This window comes from Nostoc sp. MS1, from assembly GCF_019976755.1.
Classification (GTDB): domain Bacteria; phylum Cyanobacteriota; class Cyanobacteriia; order Cyanobacteriales; family Nostocaceae; genus Trichormus.
Genome location: NZ_AP023441.1, coordinates 4397939 through 4418713, shown reverse-complemented (window position 1 = coordinate 4418713; position 20775 = coordinate 4397939). Strand labels below are relative to the sequence as shown.

At 41.1% G+C, this 20775-nt stretch carries 17 protein-coding genes; 6 read left to right on the top strand and 11 right to left on the bottom strand.

Annotated features, from left to right (window positions below; genetic code table 11):
- Positions 1-54: 54 nt before the first annotated feature.
- Together NSMS1_RS19150 and NSMS1_RS19145 are read right to left on the bottom strand one after the other, a co-directional pair.
- Positions 55-1344 carry a Glu/Leu/Phe/Val family dehydrogenase gene (locus NSMS1_RS19150; RefSeq protein ID WP_224086360.1) on the bottom strand — a complete coding sequence of 430 codons (1290 nt, stop codon included), beginning with the start codon at positions 1342-1344 and terminating at the stop codon, positions 55-57.
- Positions 1345-1726: 382 nt separating this feature from the next.
- Positions 1727-3067, bottom strand: coding sequence for a transposase (locus NSMS1_RS19145; RefSeq protein WP_224086359.1), 1341 nt, complete (start codon positions 3065-3067; stop codon positions 1727-1729).
- 170 nt (positions 3068-3237) lie between these two features.
- Here NSMS1_RS19145 and NSMS1_RS19140 point away from each other — a divergent pair, with 170 nt between their 5' ends.
- Positions 3238-3627, top strand: a complete 390-nt coding sequence (locus NSMS1_RS19140) for a hypothetical protein (protein ID WP_224086358.1) — start codon at positions 3238-3240, stop codon at positions 3625-3627.
- A gap of 78 nt (positions 3628-3705) precedes the next feature.
- On the opposite strand, the gene NSMS1_RS19135 is transcribed toward NSMS1_RS19140, so the two are convergent.
- Positions 3706-3900, bottom strand: a complete 195-nt coding sequence (locus tag NSMS1_RS19135) for a heavy-metal-associated domain-containing protein (protein WP_224086357.1) — start codon at positions 3898-3900, stop codon at positions 3706-3708.
- 157 nt (positions 3901-4057) lie between these two features.
- On the opposite strand from NSMS1_RS19135, the gene NSMS1_RS19130 reads away from it, so the two are divergent.
- Positions 4058-5407, top strand: coding sequence for a hypothetical protein (locus tag NSMS1_RS19130; protein ID WP_224086356.1), 1350 nt, complete (start codon positions 4058-4060; stop codon positions 5405-5407).
- A gap of 389 nt (positions 5408-5796) precedes the next feature.
- On the opposite strand, the gene NSMS1_RS19125 is transcribed toward NSMS1_RS19130, so the two are convergent.
- Entirely contained in the window at positions 5797-6900 is a 1104-nt protein-coding gene (locus tag NSMS1_RS19125; protein WP_224095279.1) for an AI-2E family transporter, read from the bottom strand.
- Positions 6901-7245: 345 nt separating this feature from the next.
- Here NSMS1_RS19125 and NSMS1_RS19120 point away from each other — a divergent pair, with 345 nt between their 5' ends.
- Together NSMS1_RS19120 and map are read left to right on the top strand one after the other, a co-directional pair.
- Positions 7246-7758: a plastocyanin/azurin family copper-binding protein gene (locus NSMS1_RS19120; RefSeq protein ID WP_224086355.1), complete on the top strand. Its 513-nt coding sequence runs from the start codon at positions 7246-7248 to the stop codon at positions 7756-7758.
- Between the two features lie 179 nt (positions 7759-7937).
- On the top strand, positions 7938-8765 hold the full coding sequence (gene map, locus NSMS1_RS19115; protein ID WP_224086354.1) for a type I methionyl aminopeptidase: 828 nt from the start codon (positions 7938-7940) through the stop codon (positions 8763-8765).
- A gap of 196 nt (positions 8766-8961) precedes the next feature.
- Here map and NSMS1_RS19110 read toward each other — a convergent pair whose 3' ends face one another.
- The 3 genes from NSMS1_RS19110 to petB all read right to left on the bottom strand — a co-directional run bounded on the left by NSMS1_RS19110 (position 8962) and on the right by petB (position 11078).
- Positions 8962-9402 (bottom strand): ATP-binding protein, encoded by a 441-nt coding sequence (locus tag NSMS1_RS19110; RefSeq protein ID WP_224086353.1) that lies wholly within the window; start codon positions 9400-9402, stop codon positions 8962-8964.
- A 264-nt stretch (positions 9403-9666) separates the two neighbouring features.
- Positions 9667-10149 carry a cytochrome b6-f complex subunit IV gene (gene petD / locus NSMS1_RS19105; RefSeq protein WP_224086352.1) on the bottom strand — a complete coding sequence of 161 codons (483 nt, stop codon included), beginning with the start codon at positions 10147-10149 and terminating at the stop codon, positions 9667-9669.
- Positions 10150-10430: 281 nt separating this feature from the next.
- Entirely contained in the window at positions 10431-11078 is a 648-nt protein-coding gene (petB, locus tag NSMS1_RS19100) for a cytochrome b6 (RefSeq protein WP_224086351.1), read from the bottom strand.
- A gap of 372 nt (positions 11079-11450) precedes the next feature.
- On the opposite strand from petB, the gene ctpA reads away from it, so the two are divergent.
- Positions 11451-12704, top strand: a complete 1254-nt coding sequence (ctpA, locus tag NSMS1_RS19095) for a carboxyl-terminal processing protease CtpA (protein WP_224086350.1) — start codon at positions 11451-11453, stop codon at positions 12702-12704.
- A 71-nt stretch (positions 12705-12775) separates the two neighbouring features.
- Here the strand turns inward: ctpA and NSMS1_RS19090 are convergent, their stop codons facing one another.
- Positions 12776-13462 carry an MBL fold metallo-hydrolase gene (locus NSMS1_RS19090; RefSeq protein ID WP_224086349.1) on the bottom strand — a complete coding sequence of 229 codons (687 nt, stop codon included), beginning with the start codon at positions 13460-13462 and terminating at the stop codon, positions 12776-12778.
- A 219-nt stretch (positions 13463-13681) separates the two neighbouring features.
- Here NSMS1_RS19090 and NSMS1_RS19085 point away from each other — a divergent pair, with 219 nt between their 5' ends.
- Complete coding sequence (locus NSMS1_RS19085; RefSeq protein ID WP_224086348.1) at positions 13682-15157, top strand: site-2 protease family protein; 1476 nt, start codon at positions 13682-13684, stop codon at positions 15155-15157.
- Positions 15158-15311: 154 nt separating this feature from the next.
- Here NSMS1_RS19085 and NSMS1_RS19080 read toward each other — a convergent pair whose 3' ends face one another.
- The 3 genes from NSMS1_RS19080 to recG form a co-directional block, all read right to left on the bottom strand.
- Positions 15312-16370: an adenosine deaminase gene (locus NSMS1_RS19080; protein ID WP_224086347.1), complete on the bottom strand. Its 1059-nt coding sequence runs from the start codon at positions 16368-16370 to the stop codon at positions 15312-15314.
- 91 nt (positions 16371-16461) lie between these two features.
- Positions 16462-18066, bottom strand: a complete 1605-nt coding sequence (locus NSMS1_RS19075) for an ATP-binding protein (protein ID WP_224086346.1) — start codon at positions 18064-18066, stop codon at positions 16462-16464.
- Positions 18067-18255: 189 nt separating this feature from the next.
- On the bottom strand, positions 18256-20727 hold the full coding sequence (gene recG / locus NSMS1_RS19070; protein ID WP_224086345.1) for an ATP-dependent DNA helicase RecG: 2472 nt from the start codon (positions 20725-20727) through the stop codon (positions 18256-18258).
- Positions 20728-20775: the final 48 nt, after the last annotated feature.

Genomic DNA, 20775 nt, shown 5'->3' with positions numbered 1-20775 from the left:
ATTTAACCCTTGTGGGGTGGGCATCTTGCCCGCCCCTACCCCATCCACAATCCCTTAAGGATAAAGACCCCGATCATGCAAAGCCTGAGCAACCCTACCTACACCTAACGTATAAGCTGCTAGTCTTAAGGGAACTTGCCGTATCTTAGATTGTTGCATGACTTGACGATAAGCTTGCACCATCAAGTGTTCCATTTCCTTGTTCACACGCTCCTCATCCCAAAACAGATAAGAAAGTCCCTGTACCCATTCTAAATAACTCACTACCACACCCCCAGCATTAGCCAAAATGTCTGGTAATACAGTCACACCCCGCGCCTCTAGCACTCGGTTAGCTTCCAACGTCACAGGGCCGTTAGCCGCCTCCGCCACTATTTGTGCTTGTATCTGATCTACATTTTCCTCTGTGATTTGGTTTTCTAATGCGGCAGGAATTAAAACATCACAAGGTAAAGTTAGCAACTCTGCATTACTAATAGCCGTAGATCCTGGAAAACCAACAATACTCTTATGATTTTCCGCAGCGTAGGCTTTTAATGCAGGAATATCTAAACCGTCAGGAGAATATATTCCACTTGCAACTGTAGAGACAGCCAGAATTTTTGCTCCAGCTTGGTGTAATAATTCAGCCGCCGCACCACCAACATTACCAAAACCTTGAATAACTACTCGTACGCCCTCTAGGGATTTACCTATATCTGCAAGTGCTTCCCGCACAATAATCATCACACCCCGTCCAGTCGCCATTTCTCGTCCCCGTGAACCACCGACGGAAATCGGCTTACCTGTGACAACTCCTGGTACAGCGTGACCAACATTCATAGAGTAAGTATCCATCATCCAAGCCATCTCACGGGCGGAAGTCCCTACATCTGGCGCTGGAATGTCGAGTGCAGGCCCAATATCTTTAATCAACTCGCTAGTATAACGACGAGTAATTCGCTCTAATTCACCCACACTATAATTTTGTGGATCTATGGCGATACCTCCCTTCGCGCCACCATAGGGAATACCCAACAACGCACATTTCCAAGTCATCAGCATTGCTAATGCGGATACCTCGTTGAGAGTTACAGCCGGATGGTAACGTGTTCCGCCTTTGTAGGGGCCTAAAATATCAGAATGCTGTACCCTATGCCCTGCTAGAACCCGTATATCACCATTGTCTAGTTTTACAGGAATAGAAACTGTAACTACTCTACGTGGGTGGCTGAGAATTTCCAGTGTTCCTTGATCTAACCTTAATTCTTTAGCAGCAGCTTCTAAGTAACTACAGGCTTGATCAAAGGGGCAAATATGACCTGGAGTAGCACCTGCCAATGGTAGCGTCGGCATGGAAACCATAAAATTTTCTCCTATTCGCAGTATCTTTGCGAACTAGATATATATATGCCTAGCTTATCTTATTTTTTTATAAAAAAAGCTAATTTTGTAGTTTTTGTTACAATTTTATTTTAATTTTTTGGTAAGAGATGTTGGGTGTGAAAATATAGGATAAATTAAAGGTTGCCAGCAAGAATATAAAATGTAAGTAATTTACGTTTCATACTTACGTGTTCGACAATATTTGTCAGTTCATCGCTGAAAGCTTTTTGCACGCACTTTACCTAATTCTTCCAAAGCCTTGACAGTATGTGGTTTTCTTCATAGTTTCCACATGCAAAACTATGGTGATTTTTTCCTAATTACTTAAGATGAAATCTATTACTTCAATACCTTAGCCAATTTACGAGGGTTCAACGCCTGTAGAAACGTTATGAATACGTCCCAAAGAAGTAAGTTTGGCAAAAATCTGAGTTAATAAAATAGGCTCAGGTATTTCGGGAAGCATTTTTAAAATTTCACGGACATATCGAAAACCACGATAGTGAGCCTTAAGGTCAAGGATGCCGGAGTCGGGATTAAGGAGACGAAAATCCGCGAGAAGATGATGGGATAAGTTGACCATAAAGAATGCTAGATTAGCAGCATTAGTTACAGCAGTTTGACTTAAGTTCATAAAATCTTCCAATCCCCAAAATTGCTTGGCATCTCGAAAATTGAATTCGATCTGAAAGCGTAGCTTGTAGTAGTCAATTATTTTTTCAGATGACAATTTTAGATCACTAGAAAATAGAATTACATGACTACGAGCATGAGTTTTAAGATTGGTTTTGACGAGAATAACTACATTTAGAGATTGGGCAAATTCTTTGTGAAGTAATGTAACTTGATAAACGTCAGTTTGGATATCATCATCAACGGTACTTTGACATAAATACTTCTTAGGTATGTTGTTGTAGTCAATTTTGTCTCCGTATTTACGACGAGAGCGACTATTGGGGTCAGGGTGTTGATAAGGTATATATAATGCTGAATCAGAGCGAAGCTTAGAAATTATATGCAAGTTAACTTGACGAGCCATCTGCAAGGCATTATTATTCCCAAAGTGTCCATCCAATACTAAGTAAGTAAGGGGAATAAATTTAGCTAATAACTTAAATAGCGACTTAATCATCTTCTGAATTCTGAGTAATTCAGATGTGAGAACTACCTGGGTTTTATTCTTGTTTTTACTTCCCTTTGGTCGCCCACGCCCACGTTTTTCTTGCGGTTTTATTTCTTTGGTTGGTGACGAGCTACTTTTTTCTATATCGCTCTTTATCACCTGTTCTATCTGAATCGGAAACGAGTGCCTTTGCTCAACACTGACTAATGATAATGTAAAAAAAGATAGCCCTGATATGGGTTTACCAGCCAGGCTAGAAAAAAATCTATCCAGTCCATAAGTTTGTTTTCCTGATTTACTTATCACAACTTCATCTCCCGCTAGCAAATATATCTCATTCGGACGAAATAAATGCTTGTGAAAGAATAACCAAAACAATGTCGCCCAAGGTATTACCGTATGAAAGAATCTCAACATCGTTCGATAACTGCCACCACTACCTGTCCAACGAGAAATTCCCAACATCGTCACTCGGCCACTCATTGCTAACATGGCCAGGATTATCTGGTTCAATTGCCGCATCGTCGTAGCGTTTATCTGCGGCAGGAGGCATTGCAGGAGTGATAAGATATCGGGCATGGGTTGATTGTGGCTTTTGAGTTGTCGTTTGGGAAGACAATAACTCTACTACATCAGCCCTCTCTCTTCACCCTCTTATTTTGGCTAAGGTATTGTTACTTGGGAAACAATTAATTAAGGCGATCGCTCAGTTAGAGTTGAGTAACAATTTGGTAGTGTAGGAGCAGAATGTGAAAATAGCGACTTTAGCAACAACATTTATCACATCATTAGGACTTTTGGCTTTATTAACCCCTTCTCAAGCCTCTGCCCAACTTGTACCACAACCTTGGGTGTCAGTTGGTGGTAAAGATGGCGATGTTACCTATGCTGTGGGTGCTAGGGCTTTAGATTTTGGCGTAGAGTTAGGCGTAGGGACAGATGGCGCTACTGGCGTAGATGTGTTGAGGTTTATCCGTTTGCCAGTAATTTCTCCCTATGTGGGTTTGGGGTATTATTCCGAGGATAAAGGAGTAGCTTTTTCTGGTGGTGTGCAGGTAGGCGCTAGTGATAACGTATTTGTGGGTGCTGGTTATAATTCTGTGCGCGGTATTAATGGACAATTGGGTATTAGATTTTGAGGTTAATTCGTAATTCGTAGTTCATAATTTACAAGAACCCCAGTTTTTCTAAAAATTGGGGTTCAATGTATCCATAATTTACGCCGCAGGATAGCCAGCAGCAGCTAACGCATCTTTAATGGATGTTTCTGATGCTTGTGTTTCTACATTCACCAACTTAGTCTGAGGATCAGCCTGAACGATCGCATCAGCATCAACTGTCTTTACTGCATTTGTAATATTATTGGCACAAGCGGAACAAGCCATGTTGGGAACTGTGAGTTGGATTGTCATAAATTTACGATGTGAATAGAAAAAACTATCAAGACTTAGCTTGACAACTGAGGCGACTGCCTGAAACTATCCTAAACTCTCCACCTGAGTAGAGAGTCTAGCGGATTTTACAAGTTTTCTATTAAATTTCCCATTTGCTGATAACTGGGCAATTTCTATGCCAATTTTTTACGGAAATCAACAGTTCCCATTTCGTCCTTCACCAAAGTTTACGGGAGACTCTTTCCCCACTCCACCACAACAATTTACTCCTAACCAATTACCTACAACGAAATTACCCCCGTTATTTGTCGCCGCCACATCAAAATTATTTGAGCAAGGTCTGGCTGACCCGCGAGGATGCGAATATCGAGAAATTGAGGTGGGGACTGGGAATTGTTGGGAAGGCGATAGCGGGATAATGAAGGTACATGGGTGGGTAATACCGACTTCATCAGAAAATCAACAGGGTTTTGCTATCTGCTGGAATGGTTTAGTGTATCCAGTTGCGTCAATTGGTGCAAAGGCTGATATACACAAGGATATTTCTTTAGCCTTAAAAGAGATGGCAAAAATCAAGGCAAAAGAGCGTGGATATGAAAATACTACCCGCTTTTATTCTCCTGAAAAGGCGACACCGGAAAGTTATTCTCTTTGCCACACAACATTGCTATCAATTAAGGCTTGCTTGCTTTTGCAACTGGGAGAAGTAGAACTAGCCGAAGCAGTCTGGTCAATTAATTGGGGTGACAGACCAGAAAGTGACAATGATGATGTTAATGTCAAAGACCCATATTTGATGCTTGCTAGCGAATGGCTATGGGCGCTTTTCGACCGGGCTATTTGCGCTCATATGCGAGGAGACGATAACCTAACACGGTTAAGCGCCGAATTACTTTTCTTTGCAGGGGATGCTGTAGAAGAAGAGGCTAAACAGCGTGGTTTTAATTTTCATCGCCTGTATCGCTACACAGATAGTGAATCACATTTCTTTCCTTTTTTAGAACAAGTCCCGGAATTATTAACTGACCAAGAACGTCGGGCAAAACAGCCCCAACGTGAACAGGCTTTAACAGTGGGTCTAGAAAATTACTCCAACCAGCAAGAACGCATCAGTGCATTAATTCAAGATTTGGAAGAAGTAGCCGTCCTCCAAAATGGTCAACCAGGTTATCCCCATTTGCGCCAAGATCCCATCACTCAAGCCTTAATAGCAGAAGGTGAAGCAGCAATTGAGCCGTTGCTGATGTGTTTGGCAAATGATACGCGCCTAACCCGTAGTGTTTCTTTCTGGCGAGATTTTGTTCAGGATCGTTTTATTTTAGGTGTACATGAAGCTGCTTATGTTGCTATATCAGCAATTCTCAAAACTGGGTTTCTAAACTATTCTGAACTTTTTAAGCTTTACCAAGGAATGGAAGAGCGCCAGGAGATAATAGCCGATATCCGTCAATATTTAGCGCTAAATCCACGAGAACGAAAACTATATAGAGAAAACAAACTCAAAAAAAAGAAACGCAAACGTTAAATGGTTTGTTTCATCATCTTAACGCAGAGGTGAGGAAGATGAGGGAGGAGGGGAAGACAACGGAGAATAAACTTTTGACTATGGACTAATGACCAATGACTAATGACCAATGACCAAAAAATAAAAAGCCCCTAGACAATTCCAGGGGTGTTAAGTATGCCATCAACTCTATTCCTAAATATAGAGAATGCCATCAACTGAACTTTAGTGCATCCGCATAAATGCAAAAATCGCATAACTTTAATGATTATTTTGCAACTCAGTGTGATCTCGGTGGCGAAAAGTGTATGCTATTGATACTTTAAATGCCAATCTCCACGACTAAATCAGGCGTAAAATCAAGAAAATCCTAAATACTTAATTAATAAAGTAATAAAAGTTACTTTAAATTATAATGATGTCGATTCTGATTTGAATGCTTCTGTTACAGTTTCAGTTGGTAAAGCATTATTAATACCAGCAGGTAAAGAAGTAAATCCATCTACTGTATCTTTTATCAGTCCAGCAACAGGGACAGCAATCAACAATCCTAGCAACCCACCAACATAAGTACCAACCAGCAAAGAAGTTAACACCCAAATTGGTCTTAGTCCTGTGAAGCTACCTAAAAGACGGGGTGCGATCGCCTGATCGATAACTTGGTCAATCACCACAGCTACTGCTAAAATTTTCAACGCTAGCCAGATGTCGTGGGTTGCTACAATCAAGGTAATTACAATCAAGCTAACAACATCACCAAAAGGAATGAGGCTTAAAAAGCCTATAGTCAAGCCAAACAGTAAGCCAAATTGGACTTTAAATGCTAAAAATAGCAGGGTTTGAGAAGTTCCCATCAGTAAGGCTAAAGTACCTTGACCAATAAGATAATTTTGAAAGTTTTTTTGAATAGATTGATTTACGTTTCCTGCTAAAGACCAAGGTAACTTTTTAAATATACCTTCCCAAATTCTCGGCCCGTCTAATAACAAATAAAAGGTGATGACAACTGTAGCTATAGCTTCGGAAATACTATCAATAGTCTCTATGATAACGCTAAATATTCTATGAGAAAAATACTCCAACTCATCTGGTAACTTATCCATAACCCTATTTAATAATTGACCAATATTCAACTTTAAGTTCTGGCCAATTACCCAATCATTTAAACTTTGGAGCTTTGTTTGGCTAGAATCAATCCATTGAGGAAGAACTCTAGCGATCTCCTGAAATTGTTCTAATGCTATGGGTACTAAAGTAATACCTAAAGCAATTGAAATTACTACTGTGAAAATAAAAACTATTGCAACTGCATAGCCGCGCTTCACGCCTCGCTCTTGCAGCAATGACACAGGATAATTTAAAATAAAAGTAAACAAAGTTGCCAATATAAAGATTGTTACTAATGGTTTAAAATAACTAAAAACTTGAATGATGAGCCAGGCGTTTAAAAAAACTAGTGGCAATAACAAAGTTATAATTAACCATTTAAGTAATTGATTAAGTGATATATTCATCATTAATATGATTCATTCTCCTTTTGTTAATTTGAATTATTCAGGATTTGCTATTATCAATAGTACGATATAATGGACATTCATTCCACTAATTTTAAATTATCTGCCCCTTCCATGACCTCTTATCGTCGAATACTAATATTTCACATATATAAACAATAGCTTGAATTAATATTCAAGTTTTACATACTTCAAATATTTATAAGTAAAAATCATCTAATGATGAGGAGATAAACACAAATTAGTGCCAATAGGTAAACAATCATAAGGAATACCTGTTAACCTATCGAAAGTGAGATGTTGCCAAATTCTTGCTAAATACTCTAATTGAGGAATACGGTAATAATGATCTGCTTATTTAATAAAGTTAACGAAGTTATCAACCTCATTATTTCACTGCGATCGCCTATCCTTCGTCAAACTTGTGTACTATATTGCTTACTGCTATGTTTTTTGTTAACCAATGCAAATACTGCATTAGCGGTAAAGGAATCTAGTGATTTGCTCAAACAACCAGTTACAGAAATTAAAGTTTCTTTAGGTAACGCAGCTAACGAACTCAAGTTTGAGCCAAATAACTTGGAATTTATAACAGGTAAACGCTACCTGCTACGCCTCAACAACCCCAGCCAATTAAAACATTATTTTACAGCCAAAGACTTCGCTGATGGAATTTGGACGCAAAAACTCGAAGCTGGCAAAGTAGAAATTAAAGGGGCAATTCATGAACTAGAACTGAAGCCTGGTGCTGAAGCTGAATGGGTGTTCGTAGCCCTAAAACCTGGAAAATACGGCTTACGCTGTCCCATACCAGGGCATACTGAAGCAGGGATGACTGGAGAAATTGTTGTTCATTAGTCATTAGTCATTAGTCCAGAGTCAACAGTTAACCCTGAGCGTAGCCGAAGGGTCAACAATTCCTAATTACGTAACGTACAACAAAAATAAGTTAACGTAAATAATAGATATTATTTCTCAATTGATTTAGATATAACCTGCAATTTTAGCGGCAAGGCACAAGTAATTACTGATTTCCCATGAACATTCTCACCAACTTGCTTTCTCAAACACCTAAGCCAACACCTGTAAAGAAACAACGCCGGGGGATTGAAATTAAGTCTCCGCGCGAAATTGAGATTATGCGACAGTCAGGAAAAATTGTCGCCACTGTACTCAAGGAAATTTCTGAGTTGGTAAAACCAGGAATGACTACTGCTGACTTGGATGCTTACGCAGAAAAGCGTATCCGCGAAATGGGTGCAACCCCAAGCTTTAAAGGTTATCACGGTTTTACTGGTTCTATTTGCTCCAGTATTAATAATGAAGTTGTACATGGTATTCCCAGCCCTAAGAAAGTGATTCGGGCTGGGGATGTATTAAAAGTAGATACAGGTGCATATTTTCAGGGCTTTCATGGTGATTCCTGCATTACTATTGCTGTTGGTGAGGTAACTCCACAAGCCGCTAAACTGATTTGTGTAGCTGAAGAGGCTTTGTATAAAGGGATTGAACAAGTCAAAGCTGGCGCATATCTACTTGATTTGGCTGGAGCGATCGAAGATCATGTAAAGGTAAATGGCTTTACTGTGGTAGAAGAATTTACAGGACACGGTGTAGGACGTAACCTCCACGAAGAACCGTCTGTATTTAACTACCGCACAAGAGAAATGCCTAATGTAAAGCTACGTGCGGGAATGACGTTAGCAATTGAACCAATTTTAAATGCAGGTTCTAAACATACTAGAACTTTATCCGATCGCTGGACGGCTGTAACTGTAGATAATTCTCTATCAGCACAGTTTGAACACACAGTTTTAGTAACCGAAACAGGTTATGAGATTTTGACCGACCGCACTAAGGTTTAAAGGAGAACGCAGGAGGGGGAATGTGATTCAGATACTCGGTAGTTGAGTTTCGGCTGTACTCAACTACTGCGCAGTCGAGATTCACCAAATGGGAGATAAGGGAGATTTATAACTCAGAAAGAACTCTCTACTCCCACTCAGTACGCGCTAAACGCGCCGCTACCGCTAACAGCACTCATCACTCCCCACTCCTTCCTTAATGCTGTCCTTCTTTGAGATGCTTAACTATTACTAGACAATTTCGCCCATCTTCACGCTCGTATACCACACGGTCAGCCAAGCGTCGCAGGAGAAACCAGCCATAACCACCCACTTGTAATGTACCCGGCTCTGGTTCGGCGATCGCATTCGGATCAAAAGGTTTACCATGATCCCAAATTCTCAGTTCTATTTTGTTAATCCATAGACTAACCTCAATTTCTATGGTTGTCTCTGGTGGTAAGCTACGATGAGCGTGGCGGACTGCATTGGTAAAGCCTTCCGCCAGTGCTAAGTTGAGGCGATAAAGTTGCGATTCTGTCCAGCCGAGTTGAGACAGGTATTTTAAGGAAAAGTCCTCAAACCATTGCTGTACTAGGTTAAGGAGCTTCAGTTCGCTCTTAATTGTTAGTTGGTCGTGCTGCATGATGCCAAGCATTGACCGTAAGTTTAATGTAACTATGAGTAAGAATTTATGTAATCTATGATCTTCAGTCTATTTTAGATTTTGGATAATTTTTTGTGTCCAAAATTAATTTAGTCATTAGTCATTAGTCCATAGTCTATAGTCAAAATCTTTAACTGTTGACTGTACCATATCACTAAAATTGACACCTGTTTTGTGTCTTCAAGAGCGCATATCTTTAAATATGATATGCGCCCCTGAAACCTACAGGTGTCAAGAAACTTCTAAGTTATTAGCTTAGAATAAGCCCAAGGTCAAAGATTTGTCCAAAGGTAACGCAGCACCAATTCCTAACCACAGAGTTACCAAGGTTCCAAACAAGAACACTGTGGTAGCAACTGGGCGACGGAAGGGGTTTTGGAACTTGTTGACGTTCTCAATAAAAGGAACGAGAATTAGTCCCAAGGGTACGGCAGCCATTGCTAATACTCCCAACAATTTGTTAGGAAGCGATCGCAAAATTTGGAATACTGGGTACAAGTACCACTCAGGTAAAATTTCCAATGGTGTGGCGAAAGGATTAGCTGGTTCGCCTGTCATTGCGGGGTCTAGTACGGCTAGAGCCACAATACAAGCAAAGGAACCCATGATTACAACTGGGAATATATACAGCAAGTCGTTGGGCCAAGCTGGTTCACCATAGTAATTGTGACCCATACCTTTGGCGAGTTTGGCTCTTAAATTAGGATCGCTCAGATCAGGTTTTTTTAGTGTAGCCATGTTTAAATGCGCTCTCCTGCTTAAAATTCAGTTAAAGCCTTTAGGTTGTTTGCAACTTTTAGTTGTCAGATACTAGTGAATTATAGTGCTGAGTTATGAGTCCTGAGTTATGTTAGCAAAAGCATGGCGTTCAGCCCGTCCTGAGTTATGAGTTAGTACTTCTAGGTTGTTGGCTGATGTGCTAAATACTTTGTCCAGTCTTTCAAGCCAACACTCAATACTCAGCACCCAGCACTCACTACTCAGCACTCAGCACTCCTAACTAAAAACTAAATGCTGGATTACAAGGGGCCGGAAATACCTTGTTTGCGGATCATCAAGAAGTGGAACAGCATGAATACCGCAATTAACCAAGGTAAAACAAAAGTGTGGGCGCTGTAGTAGCGGGTCAGGGTTGCTTGACCGACGCTGGAACCACCACGCAGCAAGTCGGAGATAAGTACACCGACTACGGGAATCGCTTCTGGTACACCACTAACGATTTTCACAGCCCAGTAACCGACTTGATCCCAAGGTAGAGAATAGCCTGTAACACCAAAAGAAACGGTGATTACAGCGAGGATAACACCACTAACCCAGGTCAATTCGCGGGGCTTTTTAAAACCACCAGTCAGGTAAACGCGGAAGACGTGCAGAATCATCATCAGCACCATCATGCTGGCAGACCAGCGATGAACGGAGCGAATTAGCCAACCGAAGTTAACCTCGTTCATGATGTACTCTACCGAGGAATATGCTTCAGCAACTGTTGGCTTGTAGTAGAACGTCATAGCGAATCCAGTAGCGAACTGGATCAAAAAGCAAACTAGGGTAATGCCACCCAAGCAGTAGAAGATGTTGACATGGGGAGGTACATATTTGCTTGTCACATCTTCGGCAATTGCCTGAATTTCCAAGCGTTCCTCAAACCAGTCGTAAACGTTGGCCATACAATCTCAAGTTCCTAAAATCGGTTGCGGTTGATTCAATCTCCCAATTGGCAATTTTGGGATTTTCTTTTAAGAGGAGGTTTTTTTGTTTGTTTTTCACTCTTGCAGAATGCTAAGAGTTTTCACAAACTTAACACTCTGTAAATATGGAATATATTGCGTTCTCTTTGCAAGCCGACCCGATTGGTGGGTACAAAGTAGATCATAAACCTTTTGGTGGAGGGGATGCACTAATATCAGCTGCCATAAAGACTTGATGAGAATAATGCACCACTTCTATAAAAAAAGTAACATAGTCGAGAGATAGATTTCATCAATGATCGGGCAACTAGGTAATTCTTCTAGGCAATTTGGCTTGAGGTAAAACTGAAAATGGGGTTCATGCAAAAACAGGTTTTTCGGTTAGGATTTTCGTTATTAGTAGCTTTGAGTTTGGCGGTAGGAATATTTGCTCAACCAGCCGCAGCATTGACGGATGAACAAAAACTGGTTTCGGAAGTGTGGCGAATTGTCAATCGCACTTATCTGGATGACACGTTTAATCATCAAAATTGGGCGGCTGTGAGACAAAAGGTATTGGAAAAGCCGATCTCAGACCAAAAAGCTGCTTATGGCGCTATTCAAAATATGCTCAAGACCTTAGATGATCCTTTTACTAGGTTTTTAGACCCTGAGCAATATCACAGTTTACAGGTGAACACATCTGGAGAACTGACAGGAGTTGGCTTACAAATTGCTCTCAACGCCCAAAGTGGCAAGTTAGAAGTAGTTGCGCCTATTGCGGGTTCGCCAGCCGAGAAAGCGGGAATTAGACCACGCGATCGCATTGTCAAAATTGAAGGCATTTCTACTACAGATTTGACACTCGACGAAGCAGCCGCCAGAATGCGCGGCCCCATTGGTAGTTTAGTCACGCTGTTGATTGAACGCGACGGCGAAGGCGAAAAGGAAGTAAGGGTGACGCGCGATCGCATCGCTCTTAACCCTGTTGTGGCAGAATTACGCTCATCCCCCCAAGGCACGCCTTTCGGCTATCTACGCCTGACTCAATTTAATGCTAACGCCTCTATGGAATTGGCACACGCTATTTCTAGTTTAGAGAAAAAAGGTGCTGCTGCCTACATCTTAGATTTGCGAAACAATCCCGGTGGCTTACTCCAAGCTGGTGTCGAAATTGCCCGGCTGTGGCTAGACTCAGGTACTATTGTATACACTGTCAATCGCCAAGGTATTCAAGGTAGCTTTGAAGCCTTTGGCCCAGCTTTGACAGACGACCCACTCGTAATTTTAGTCAATCAAGGAACCGCCAGTGCCAGCGAAATTCTTGCCGGCGCACTCCAAGATAATGGCCGCGCCACATTAGTAGGTGAAACTACCTTTGGCAAAGGTTTAATTCAATCCTTATTTGAGTTATCTGATGGTGCTGGTTTAGCTGTAACCATTGCTAAGTACGAAACACCCAACCACCGCGATATCAACAAATTAGGCATCAAACCAGATACAGTTGTCACCCAACAAATACTCACCCGCGACGAAATCTCCACCGAAACAGATTTGCAATATCAAGCTGCTTTGGATGCGTTGAGTAATAATGCTGTTGTGGCTAAGTTGGGGAGTAGGGAGTAGGAAGTGGACAATGGACAGTGGACAGTGGACAGTGAACTTAACCTGTCAACTGTCCACTGTCAATTTTCTCCCTACAAAATCGCCTGTGTCTCTAACAAAGCCTGCAAATTCAAGGCGGCGAGGCGTTGATAGGCTTGGTCGATGAAGCGTTTACCTCTGAGGAAGCCAGTGTTAGCACCAGGACAGAGGTAGTTGAGGGTTTCTGGGGTAAAGGTTTGGATGATTGTTTTGAGACTGTTGATTTGTCTTGGCCAGTGAAAGGTTTTAGCTGTTCTTAAGGGAACTGGTTCGCCTTGTTGATTGAGAAGTAAATGGCGACCAGAAAATAATACACCACCCAAATTGTTATAGTACAAGCAAGAGGAACCAGGGGAATGTCCTGGTGTCCAGATGACTTTGGCTGTGGGTGTGATGGTGAGTTCTTGAGTAAAAGTAGTAACAGTTAAGCCTGGTAGTAGGTAGGCTTCTTGTTCTTGGATGAGAATTTCACAGCTTAAATTTTGTTGAAGTTCTGCGGTTTTACCAATAGCGCCGCGATGGGTGAGGAGTAACCATTTCACGCCGCCGTGCGATCGCAAAAAATCTAAATTTGCTTGATCTAACGCAGGGCAATCTATGAGGATATTCCCTTCATTTCCTACAATGAAATAAGAGGTTGCCCCCAATGTGTCCCGATTTGGTGAAAAGGCAAAAATACTGTCTAAAACATCCCGTGGTGACTTAGTTGTATGGCTAGGCTGTTGAGGTAAGGGACACATAAGAAAAACTAAACGTAGTGGTCAGTGGTCAGTGGTCAGTAGTCGGTGGCTTTCGATAGGGAAACACTATTAACTCTTGAAGTCGTCATTGCTAATAGACAATTAAAAAACTGACACACAAAATGTGATCTAAAAATCTGGGGTTGCAGGTCTGCTTTTAGTGATGGCTTTACTGTCAACACTCCTGGCAGAACATTTTTCAAAAATACTGAAGAAAACATGACATTTTGGTTTCTCCTCCTATTGGGAATTGCTACTTACTTGATGGTGCAGCGCAGTGTTGCTAACATCACCAAAACCCCTATCTGGCTGTTATGGCTGGTGTTGATGACACCTGCACTAGTGTTAACTGGATGGACATTGATTTACGGGGTAAAACAACCGCCGCCGCCATCACTGATATTTTGGCCATCAATTGTCTGTCTTATGTTATACTGGGTATTGTTTCAGTGGGGACGGCAAACGCCCAAGGATACGCAAACTGCAACCCAGACCCCAGCATCACAATCGGCTATTAATCCTACCGTAGAATCAGTGCCTGTGCGTCCCATTGAACCAACGGAAGAAACCCAACTACGCAACTGTTTTCCCTGGTCTATATACTACGTCCAGAATATTGAGTATAGACCCCAAGCTGTGATTTGCCGAGGACAGTTGCGGACTTCACCTACACAAGCTTACCAGCAGATTAGAGACAATATTGAAGCCCAATTTGGCGATCGCTTCTTACTCATCTTTCAAGAAGGTTTTAACGGTAAACCATTTTTTGTATTGGTTCCTAACACACAAGCTGCTAAAGCTAGAAACAAACAATCTGAACAGTTGACACGCCCAGGTTTGGCTTTATTACTGTTAGCTGCGACCTTAATTACTACTACCTTGGTAGGTGTAAAAATTGCTGGTGTTAACCTCACACAAGTACAAACTAACCCAAGAATATTTTTCCAGGGATTACCCTATGCTTTGGCATTAATGACTATTTTGGGTATCCATGAAATGGGGCATTATTTAACGGCTAGGTTCTACAAAATCCGTTCGACGCTGCCCTATTTTATTCCTATCCCTTTTTTCTTAGGAACTTTTGGCGCATTCATTCAAATGAAAAGCCCCATCCCCAACCGCAAGGCTTTATTTGATGTGGGTATTGCCGGGCCTCTAGCTGGATTTATTGCCACATTACCCTTAATTATTTGGGGTTTGGCACATTCGGATGTAGTTCCCTTAACTGACAGAACAGGGTTACTAAATCCTGATGCTTTAAATCCTCAATACTCAATTTTGGTGTCGTTGCTGGCTAAGTTAGCTTTAGGAAGTGCGCTAACTGCAAAATCAGCCATTGATTTACATCCTGTTGCCGTGGCTGGTTTTTTAGGATTAATTGTCACAGCTTTAAATCTGATGCCTGTGGGTCAATTAGATGGTGGACATATTGTCCATGCTATGTTCGGACAAAGAACAGCTATGTTTATTGGTCAAATTGCCCGGCTGTTGTTGTTATTACTTTCGTTAGTTCAATCTGAATTTTTTGTCTGGGCGATTATTTTATTATTTATTCCTTTAGTTGATGAACCAGCTTTGAATGATGTGACGGAATTGGATACCAAACGTGACATTTTAGGTTTATTAGCGATCGCTTTATTGATAATTATTGTGTTGCCAATGCCGCAGGCGATCGCCAATCTGCTACAGATTTAGATATTGCGCGGTTTTGAATAAAAATGGGCGGGCAAGATGCCCACCCCACAAGAGGAATAATCCAGCTTTCAATCCAAAATCCGTCTTGAAAAGTTTCCTACGGCGGGAAACCCGCCTACAGAACTTTCCGCAAAATCCAAAATCCAAAATTGGTTTAACCTCTAGCGCCTAACTTCTCATTCGCCAAAACGTTGTTTGTTTCTGGCTGTAGCAACCCAGTTAATAAAGATGCAGGACGTTGAGCGTAAGGCCAAGCAAAGGCATGGCGGAAAGCAGCATCCTGGCAAGCTTGTAGCTGTTTAAAGTTAATAATGTCGTAAGTCAGAAGGTTTTCGTACTCAAAGGGCAAACGGACATTGTGTAAACCAGCGTTATCAGTACAGATGGCGATATCTACTCCAGCATCAAAACATCGGTCAAAGACTAACTTGAGTTGGCGAATGTTTTGTAAAGTGCCAGTTTTGATATAGGTTGTGGGGCAAACCTCCAAACACTGACCGCGCCTAGCTACCTCTGGTAGTAACTCTGGGTACAATAGGGGAATTTGGATACCGTGACCAATTCGCATGAGGTAGGGTAACAGTTCGGCGTAACATCCAGCCGGAGTTTCATAGAAGTGACCAGTGGTGTTGATGTTTTGCGATCGCGCATACTCAAATAAGCTAATCCATTCTTCCATGTGATCGGCGTAATGGCTATCACCCCCAGCTACATCTATCCCACAAACATAGTTTCTGTTTTGTACTGCCAAATCAACAATTGCCTTATTTACCTCATAGGGTAGGCGTGTGTGCATACACAAAATTTGGCTAGTAACAATTGGGTATTCTGGCTGACTACTAGCTTCCCCTACGACTTTGACAATTTCTGCCATCTTGTCAATTCTTTCGGACTGACTCAGGTGTTCTGGTGTGCGTAAGTATGGGGTGTAGCGTAGTTCCAGATAAGCTAAATTTTCAAAAATGTAAGCACCACGTACCAGACGATAAATAAAGTAGGGTAGGGTATCTACAGTTTGCACTTTTTCTACAAGGGTATGTAGTTCTAGATACTCATCTAAAGTATTGCGGGGACGGGTGTAAAAGTCTTCAAACTCTGGATACTCAGCAAAACGGGAAATTAATTCTGATGAGTGTCGTTCAAAATAACGCCATAAGACACGGGGAACGACGGAACCACCCAGATGTCTATGCAATTCTGCATATAAAGCCATAGTGTTAATTTTATATAAAAATTTCAATAATATTAACAAATGCACTCAGAAAAAAAATCTATCTCTTCAGGAAGATTGTATAAATTTACTATTAATTATCAGTATGGACGGCATTAATTGCTTGCATTAACTCTTTGGTTGTGCAGGGTTTAGATAAAAATGCCTTTATTCCCATGTTAGCAATCGCACTCTCATCTGGTTGAGATAATAGCCCACTCATGGCAATAATTTTGATTTGCGGATTAATTTTTTGTAATTTGTGGATAGCGATCGCTCCATCCATTAATGGCATCATCATATCTAGTAGCACTACACTAATTTGCTCTTGATACTGAGTATAAATTGATAAAGCTTCTTTACCATCACTGGCAGTTAATACTTTATAGTTATATGCCTCTAGAGATAATTTAGTCATCTCACGGATAATAGCCTCATCATCTACAACGAGAATTAATTCCTCATTACCTATAGCTAATTCTATCTCTACACAATTCACTGGTTGGCTATTAGATACGATAGCAGGTAAATAAACTTGAAATTTACTACCTTTGCCTGCTTCACTCTGTACATTAATAAAACCACCATGATTATCAATAATACTCATTGCTGTAGATAGCCCTAAGCCTGTGCCTTTACCTACATCTTTTGTAGAAAAGAATGGTTCAAAAATTTGCTTTTGAATTTTCGCAGGTATGCCTGAACCAGTATCTTCTATACAGATAGAAATATAGTTTCCACCTTGAGGAGATAGCACGACATTATCAGCATTTATTTTTAAAATTCCACCATGAGGCATAGCATCACGAGCATTAATTACCAGATTCATCAATATTTGATGTAATTGGGTTACATCTCCTAAGACATACCATAGATTTTCAGGAATGTTTATCTGACAAATAATTGATTTAGGAAATGTTTGCTGGACAATTTGCTCGATTTCTAGTATTAACTGTCTGACTTGAACAATTGTTTTTTTACCTTCAATACCTCGTGCAAAAGATAAAACTTGCTTGAGTAAGTTTGCACCACGTTTAACATTGCTTTCTAAAGTATTTAGCACCTTTTGCATTTGTACATCTTGAGATTTCATCTGCAAAAGCTGCACCGCCATTAAAATTGGAGAAAGGATATTATTGAGGTCGTGGGCAATACCACTTGCCAGTGTACCAATACTTTCGAGGCGTTGTGATCGCAATAATTGTGCTGGCGATGGTTTCTTGGTTACAACTTGTGTATTTACAATTGCAATGGATTTTGGTTGATTCTTCTCATCTCTAAGTAAAACCCAACGACTAAAAACAATGAGTTCATCACTATTTTTATTTAGTTGATGTAACTCTCCTTCCCACTCACCTTGATTGATAACAGTTGATATTGCTATTTGTAATTGCGTTGAATTTTGTTCATACCAAAGTTCTGTAATATTCTTTGCTAATATATCTTCAGACTTCCAGCCATACAAAAGTTCTGCGCCTTTATTCCAAAAAGTAATTTGCTGGTGAATATCGATTACTAAAACTGCATCATTAACAACATCTAAAATTGCTGCTTGTTCATTAAATCTTTCTTCATCCTGCTGATTTTTAATTTTGTAGCGCCACAGGATGTTACACAAAAATATTAGCAATATTACATTTACACAAGCAGCTAGACAAAATATTAATTTTAGCTGATAAATAACAAAAAAATTATCCATGCGATCGCCCTTAATTGTATAGATACCTCCAATGAGTTACAAGTAAAAATTAAAACTTCTTAGTTTAACGTAAATGCAAGAGCCTAAAATTTTCATAATTACAGAGATTTTTGCCAACTGTAATTATTTACAACTATACAGACACAACAACAGTATTAAAGATTTATTTATTTAAAAATGAACCCAATATTAAGTTAAAATCGCTCCACCCATCAAACGTTCATAGCGATATTGCAACTCTGCTTTCATCAAAGGCCAACGCTCTAAAGTTACATCTATCTCTATCACTTTCTCGGCTGCTTGCCTTGCTAGTAATAAAATTTCTTCATCTTCAACCAAACTAGCTAAGGTAAAATCAGGCACACCCGATTGTCTGGTTCCCAATACCTCACCGGGGCCGCGAAAACGCATATCCATCTCGGAGATGAAAAAACCATCTTGGGACTGTTCCAATACCTTTAAACGTTGTTGTGCATCAGGACTTCTAGAACTACTCATTAATAAACAGTAAGATTGTGCTGCACCACGACCCACACGCCCCCGCAATTGGTGGAGCTGCGATAAACCAAACCGTTCCGCATTTTCGATTAACATAACTGTAGCGTTGGGAACGTCTACGCCTACCTCGACAACGGTTGTAGATACGAGAATTTGTGTTTCATTATCGCGGAACTTGGTGATAGCTTCGTCTTTATCAGCCGAAGTCATCCGACCGTGGAGTAACCCCACCTTAAACTCTGGAAAAACACTCTCTTGTAACTTTTGATGTTCTTCTACAGCCGATCGCAAATCTAGTTTCTCAGATTCTTCCACCAAGGGCAACACTACATAAGTTTGTCTACCTTGGGCAATTTCCCGGCGGATGAGGTCATAAGCCTGAGAACGTTGCTGGCCACTTAACAATGTGGTTTGAATCTTTTGCCTTCCTGGTGGTAACTCATCAATTTGACTCACATCCATATCCCCGTGTATGGTTAACGCCAGCGTCCGGGGAATGGGTGTAGCTGTCATAGTTAAAACATGGGGTTGTTCGCCTTTTTGCTGCAACAACGCCCGTTGTTTTACCCCAAAGCGGTGCTGTTCATCAATGACGACTAAACCCAAGCGTTGGAAATTTACTGGATCTTGAATTAAGGCGTGAGTTCCCACCAACAAAGGTAATTCACCCGTTTCTAACTGGGCATGTATTTGTCGGCGTTTGGCGGTTTTGGTGGAACCTGTGAGCAATTCTACAGGTAGATGTAATAGATTAAACCAGCTAACTAACTTACGGTAATGCTGTTCGGCTAAAACTTCTGTCGGAGCCATGAGTGCGGCTTGGTAGCCAGATTGAATTGCTGCTAAAATTGCTACCACTGCCACGACTGTTTTACCAGAACCCACATCACCTTGTACCAAACGATTCATTGCTGTGGTTTTTTGCAAGTCGTTGAGGATATCGTTAAGCACTCGTTGCTGTGCGCCAGTGAGTTGAAAGGGTAGTATTTCGTAGAAATTTTCAATTAACTGACCCTTGGGAGCGAGGATAGCACTGGTTTGAATAGCTTTGGCTTGCTGCTGACGTTGTAGTAAACCTAATTGCAAATAGAAAAATTCATCAAAGACGAGGCGACGACGAGCCGCTTGTAGGGTAGCACTTTCATCAGGAAAATGGATGTTAGCGATCGCATCCTTCAATTCCATCAAATTATACTTTTCCCGCAAACCTTTAGGTAATGGGTCTTTCAAATGAACAGCCGCAGGTAAAGCTGCTAATACAGCCTGTCTCACCAAACTTGCCATTACCCCTTCAGTAAGTGCATAAATTGGCACTACTCGCCCAATAGTTAAAGATTCGATTGTGTCGCCAGGGTTCCCTAAAACCTCCAATTCTGGATTATCCAGTGATAAGCGGCCATACTTACTACCTTTAACTAAACCGCACGCCGCCAACACACTACCGACTGGATAACGACGCTTTAAACTTTCTTGCCAGCCACGACTAGCAAACCGCGCACCCGCCCAAAAACGACTTGCTGTAATTTGTCCTGTATTATCTCTAAGAGTTAATTCCAGAATCGTTAATTTTTGATTCTTCGGACTAGTAAAACAATTACATTTTTTGACCGTAGCTACTATAGTCACCGTCTCACCCGCTTGCAACTCACGGATATTCACCTGACGCGCATAGTCAATGTGGTCACGGGGATAGTAAAAAAGCAAATCCCGCACCGTATACAACCGCAAAGCCGCCAACTTATCAGCCTTGCGAATCCCTATTTCTGGTAAATCACTCAGTTTTTGGTCAATTTTCGGAGCTAGTCTCCGGCTCACTTCCGCCACAACTGGCGTAGCATTAGGAATTTTAGGTTTATAACTCCTCTTCTGTTCCTCCTGCGGTTCTTCCTGCTCCTTTTGCAATTGGTAAAGATACCTACGAGTTTCCGCTATCAGGTGTTGCCTTTCTTTCTGACCTAAATTTGGATAGTCAGCAAATTTAAGTGCTAACTCTTGCCAACGACGACGTTCAATTGCAGGTAAAACAGTCGGGAATTTCCCAAAAGTAAGGCTGAGAAATTCACTGAAGCGGTACTGTTTACCCAGCAAGTCAGTAAAGCCGTTGTCTGCTTCTACTGCCAAGGCTTTATGCAATCTTATCCAATCGGGTTGGTCATTAGTCATTGGTCATTGGTCATTGGTCATTGGTCATTGGTCATTGGTCATTGGTCA

Coding starts and splice junctions, on each gene's coding strand:
- NSMS1_RS19150 (WP_224086360.1), bottom strand. CDS start 1,344: ATGGTTTCCATGCCGACGCTACCATTGGCAGGTGCTACTCCAGGTCAT.
- NSMS1_RS19145 (WP_224086359.1), bottom strand. CDS start 3,067: ATGCCCGATATCTTATCACTCCTGCAATGCCTCCTGCCGCAGATAAAC.
- NSMS1_RS19135 (WP_224086357.1), bottom strand. CDS start 3,900: ATGACAATCCAACTCACAGTTCCCAACATGGCTTGTTCCGCTTGTGCC.
- NSMS1_RS19130 (WP_224086356.1), top strand. CDS start 4,058: ATGCCAATTTTTTACGGAAATCAACAGTTCCCATTTCGTCCTTCACCA.
- NSMS1_RS19125 (WP_224095279.1), bottom strand. CDS start 6,900: ATGAATATATCACTTAATCAATTACTTAAATGGTTAATTATAACTTTG.
- NSMS1_RS19120 (WP_224086355.1), top strand. CDS start 7,246: ATGATCTGCTTATTTAATAAAGTTAACGAAGTTATCAACCTCATTATT.
- map (WP_224086354.1), top strand. CDS start 7,938: ATGAACATTCTCACCAACTTGCTTTCTCAAACACCTAAGCCAACACCT.
- NSMS1_RS19110 (WP_224086353.1), bottom strand. CDS start 9,402: ATGCTTGGCATCATGCAGCACGACCAACTAACAATTAAGAGCGAACTG.
- petD (WP_224086352.1), bottom strand. CDS start 10,149: ATGGCTACACTAAAAAAACCTGATCTGAGCGATCCTAATTTAAGAGCC.
- petB (WP_224086351.1), bottom strand. CDS start 11,078: ATGGCCAACGTTTACGACTGGTTTGAGGAACGCTTGGAAATTCAGGCA.
- ctpA (WP_224086350.1), top strand. CDS start 11,451: ATGGGGTTCATGCAAAAACAGGTTTTTCGGTTAGGATTTTCGTTATTA.
- NSMS1_RS19090 (WP_224086349.1), bottom strand. CDS start 13,462: ATGTGTCCCTTACCTCAACAGCCTAGCCATACAACTAAGTCACCACGG.
- NSMS1_RS19085 (WP_224086348.1), top strand. CDS start 13,682: ATGACATTTTGGTTTCTCCTCCTATTGGGAATTGCTACTTACTTGATG.
- NSMS1_RS19080 (WP_224086347.1), bottom strand. CDS start 16,370: ATGGCTTTATATGCAGAATTGCATAGACATCTGGGTGGTTCCGTCGTT.
- NSMS1_RS19075 (WP_224086346.1), bottom strand. CDS start 18,066: ATGGATAATTTTTTTGTTATTTATCAGCTAAAATTAATATTTTGTCTA.
- recG (WP_224086345.1), bottom strand. CDS start 20,727: ATGACTAATGACCAACCCGATTGGATAAGATTGCATAAAGCCTTGGCA.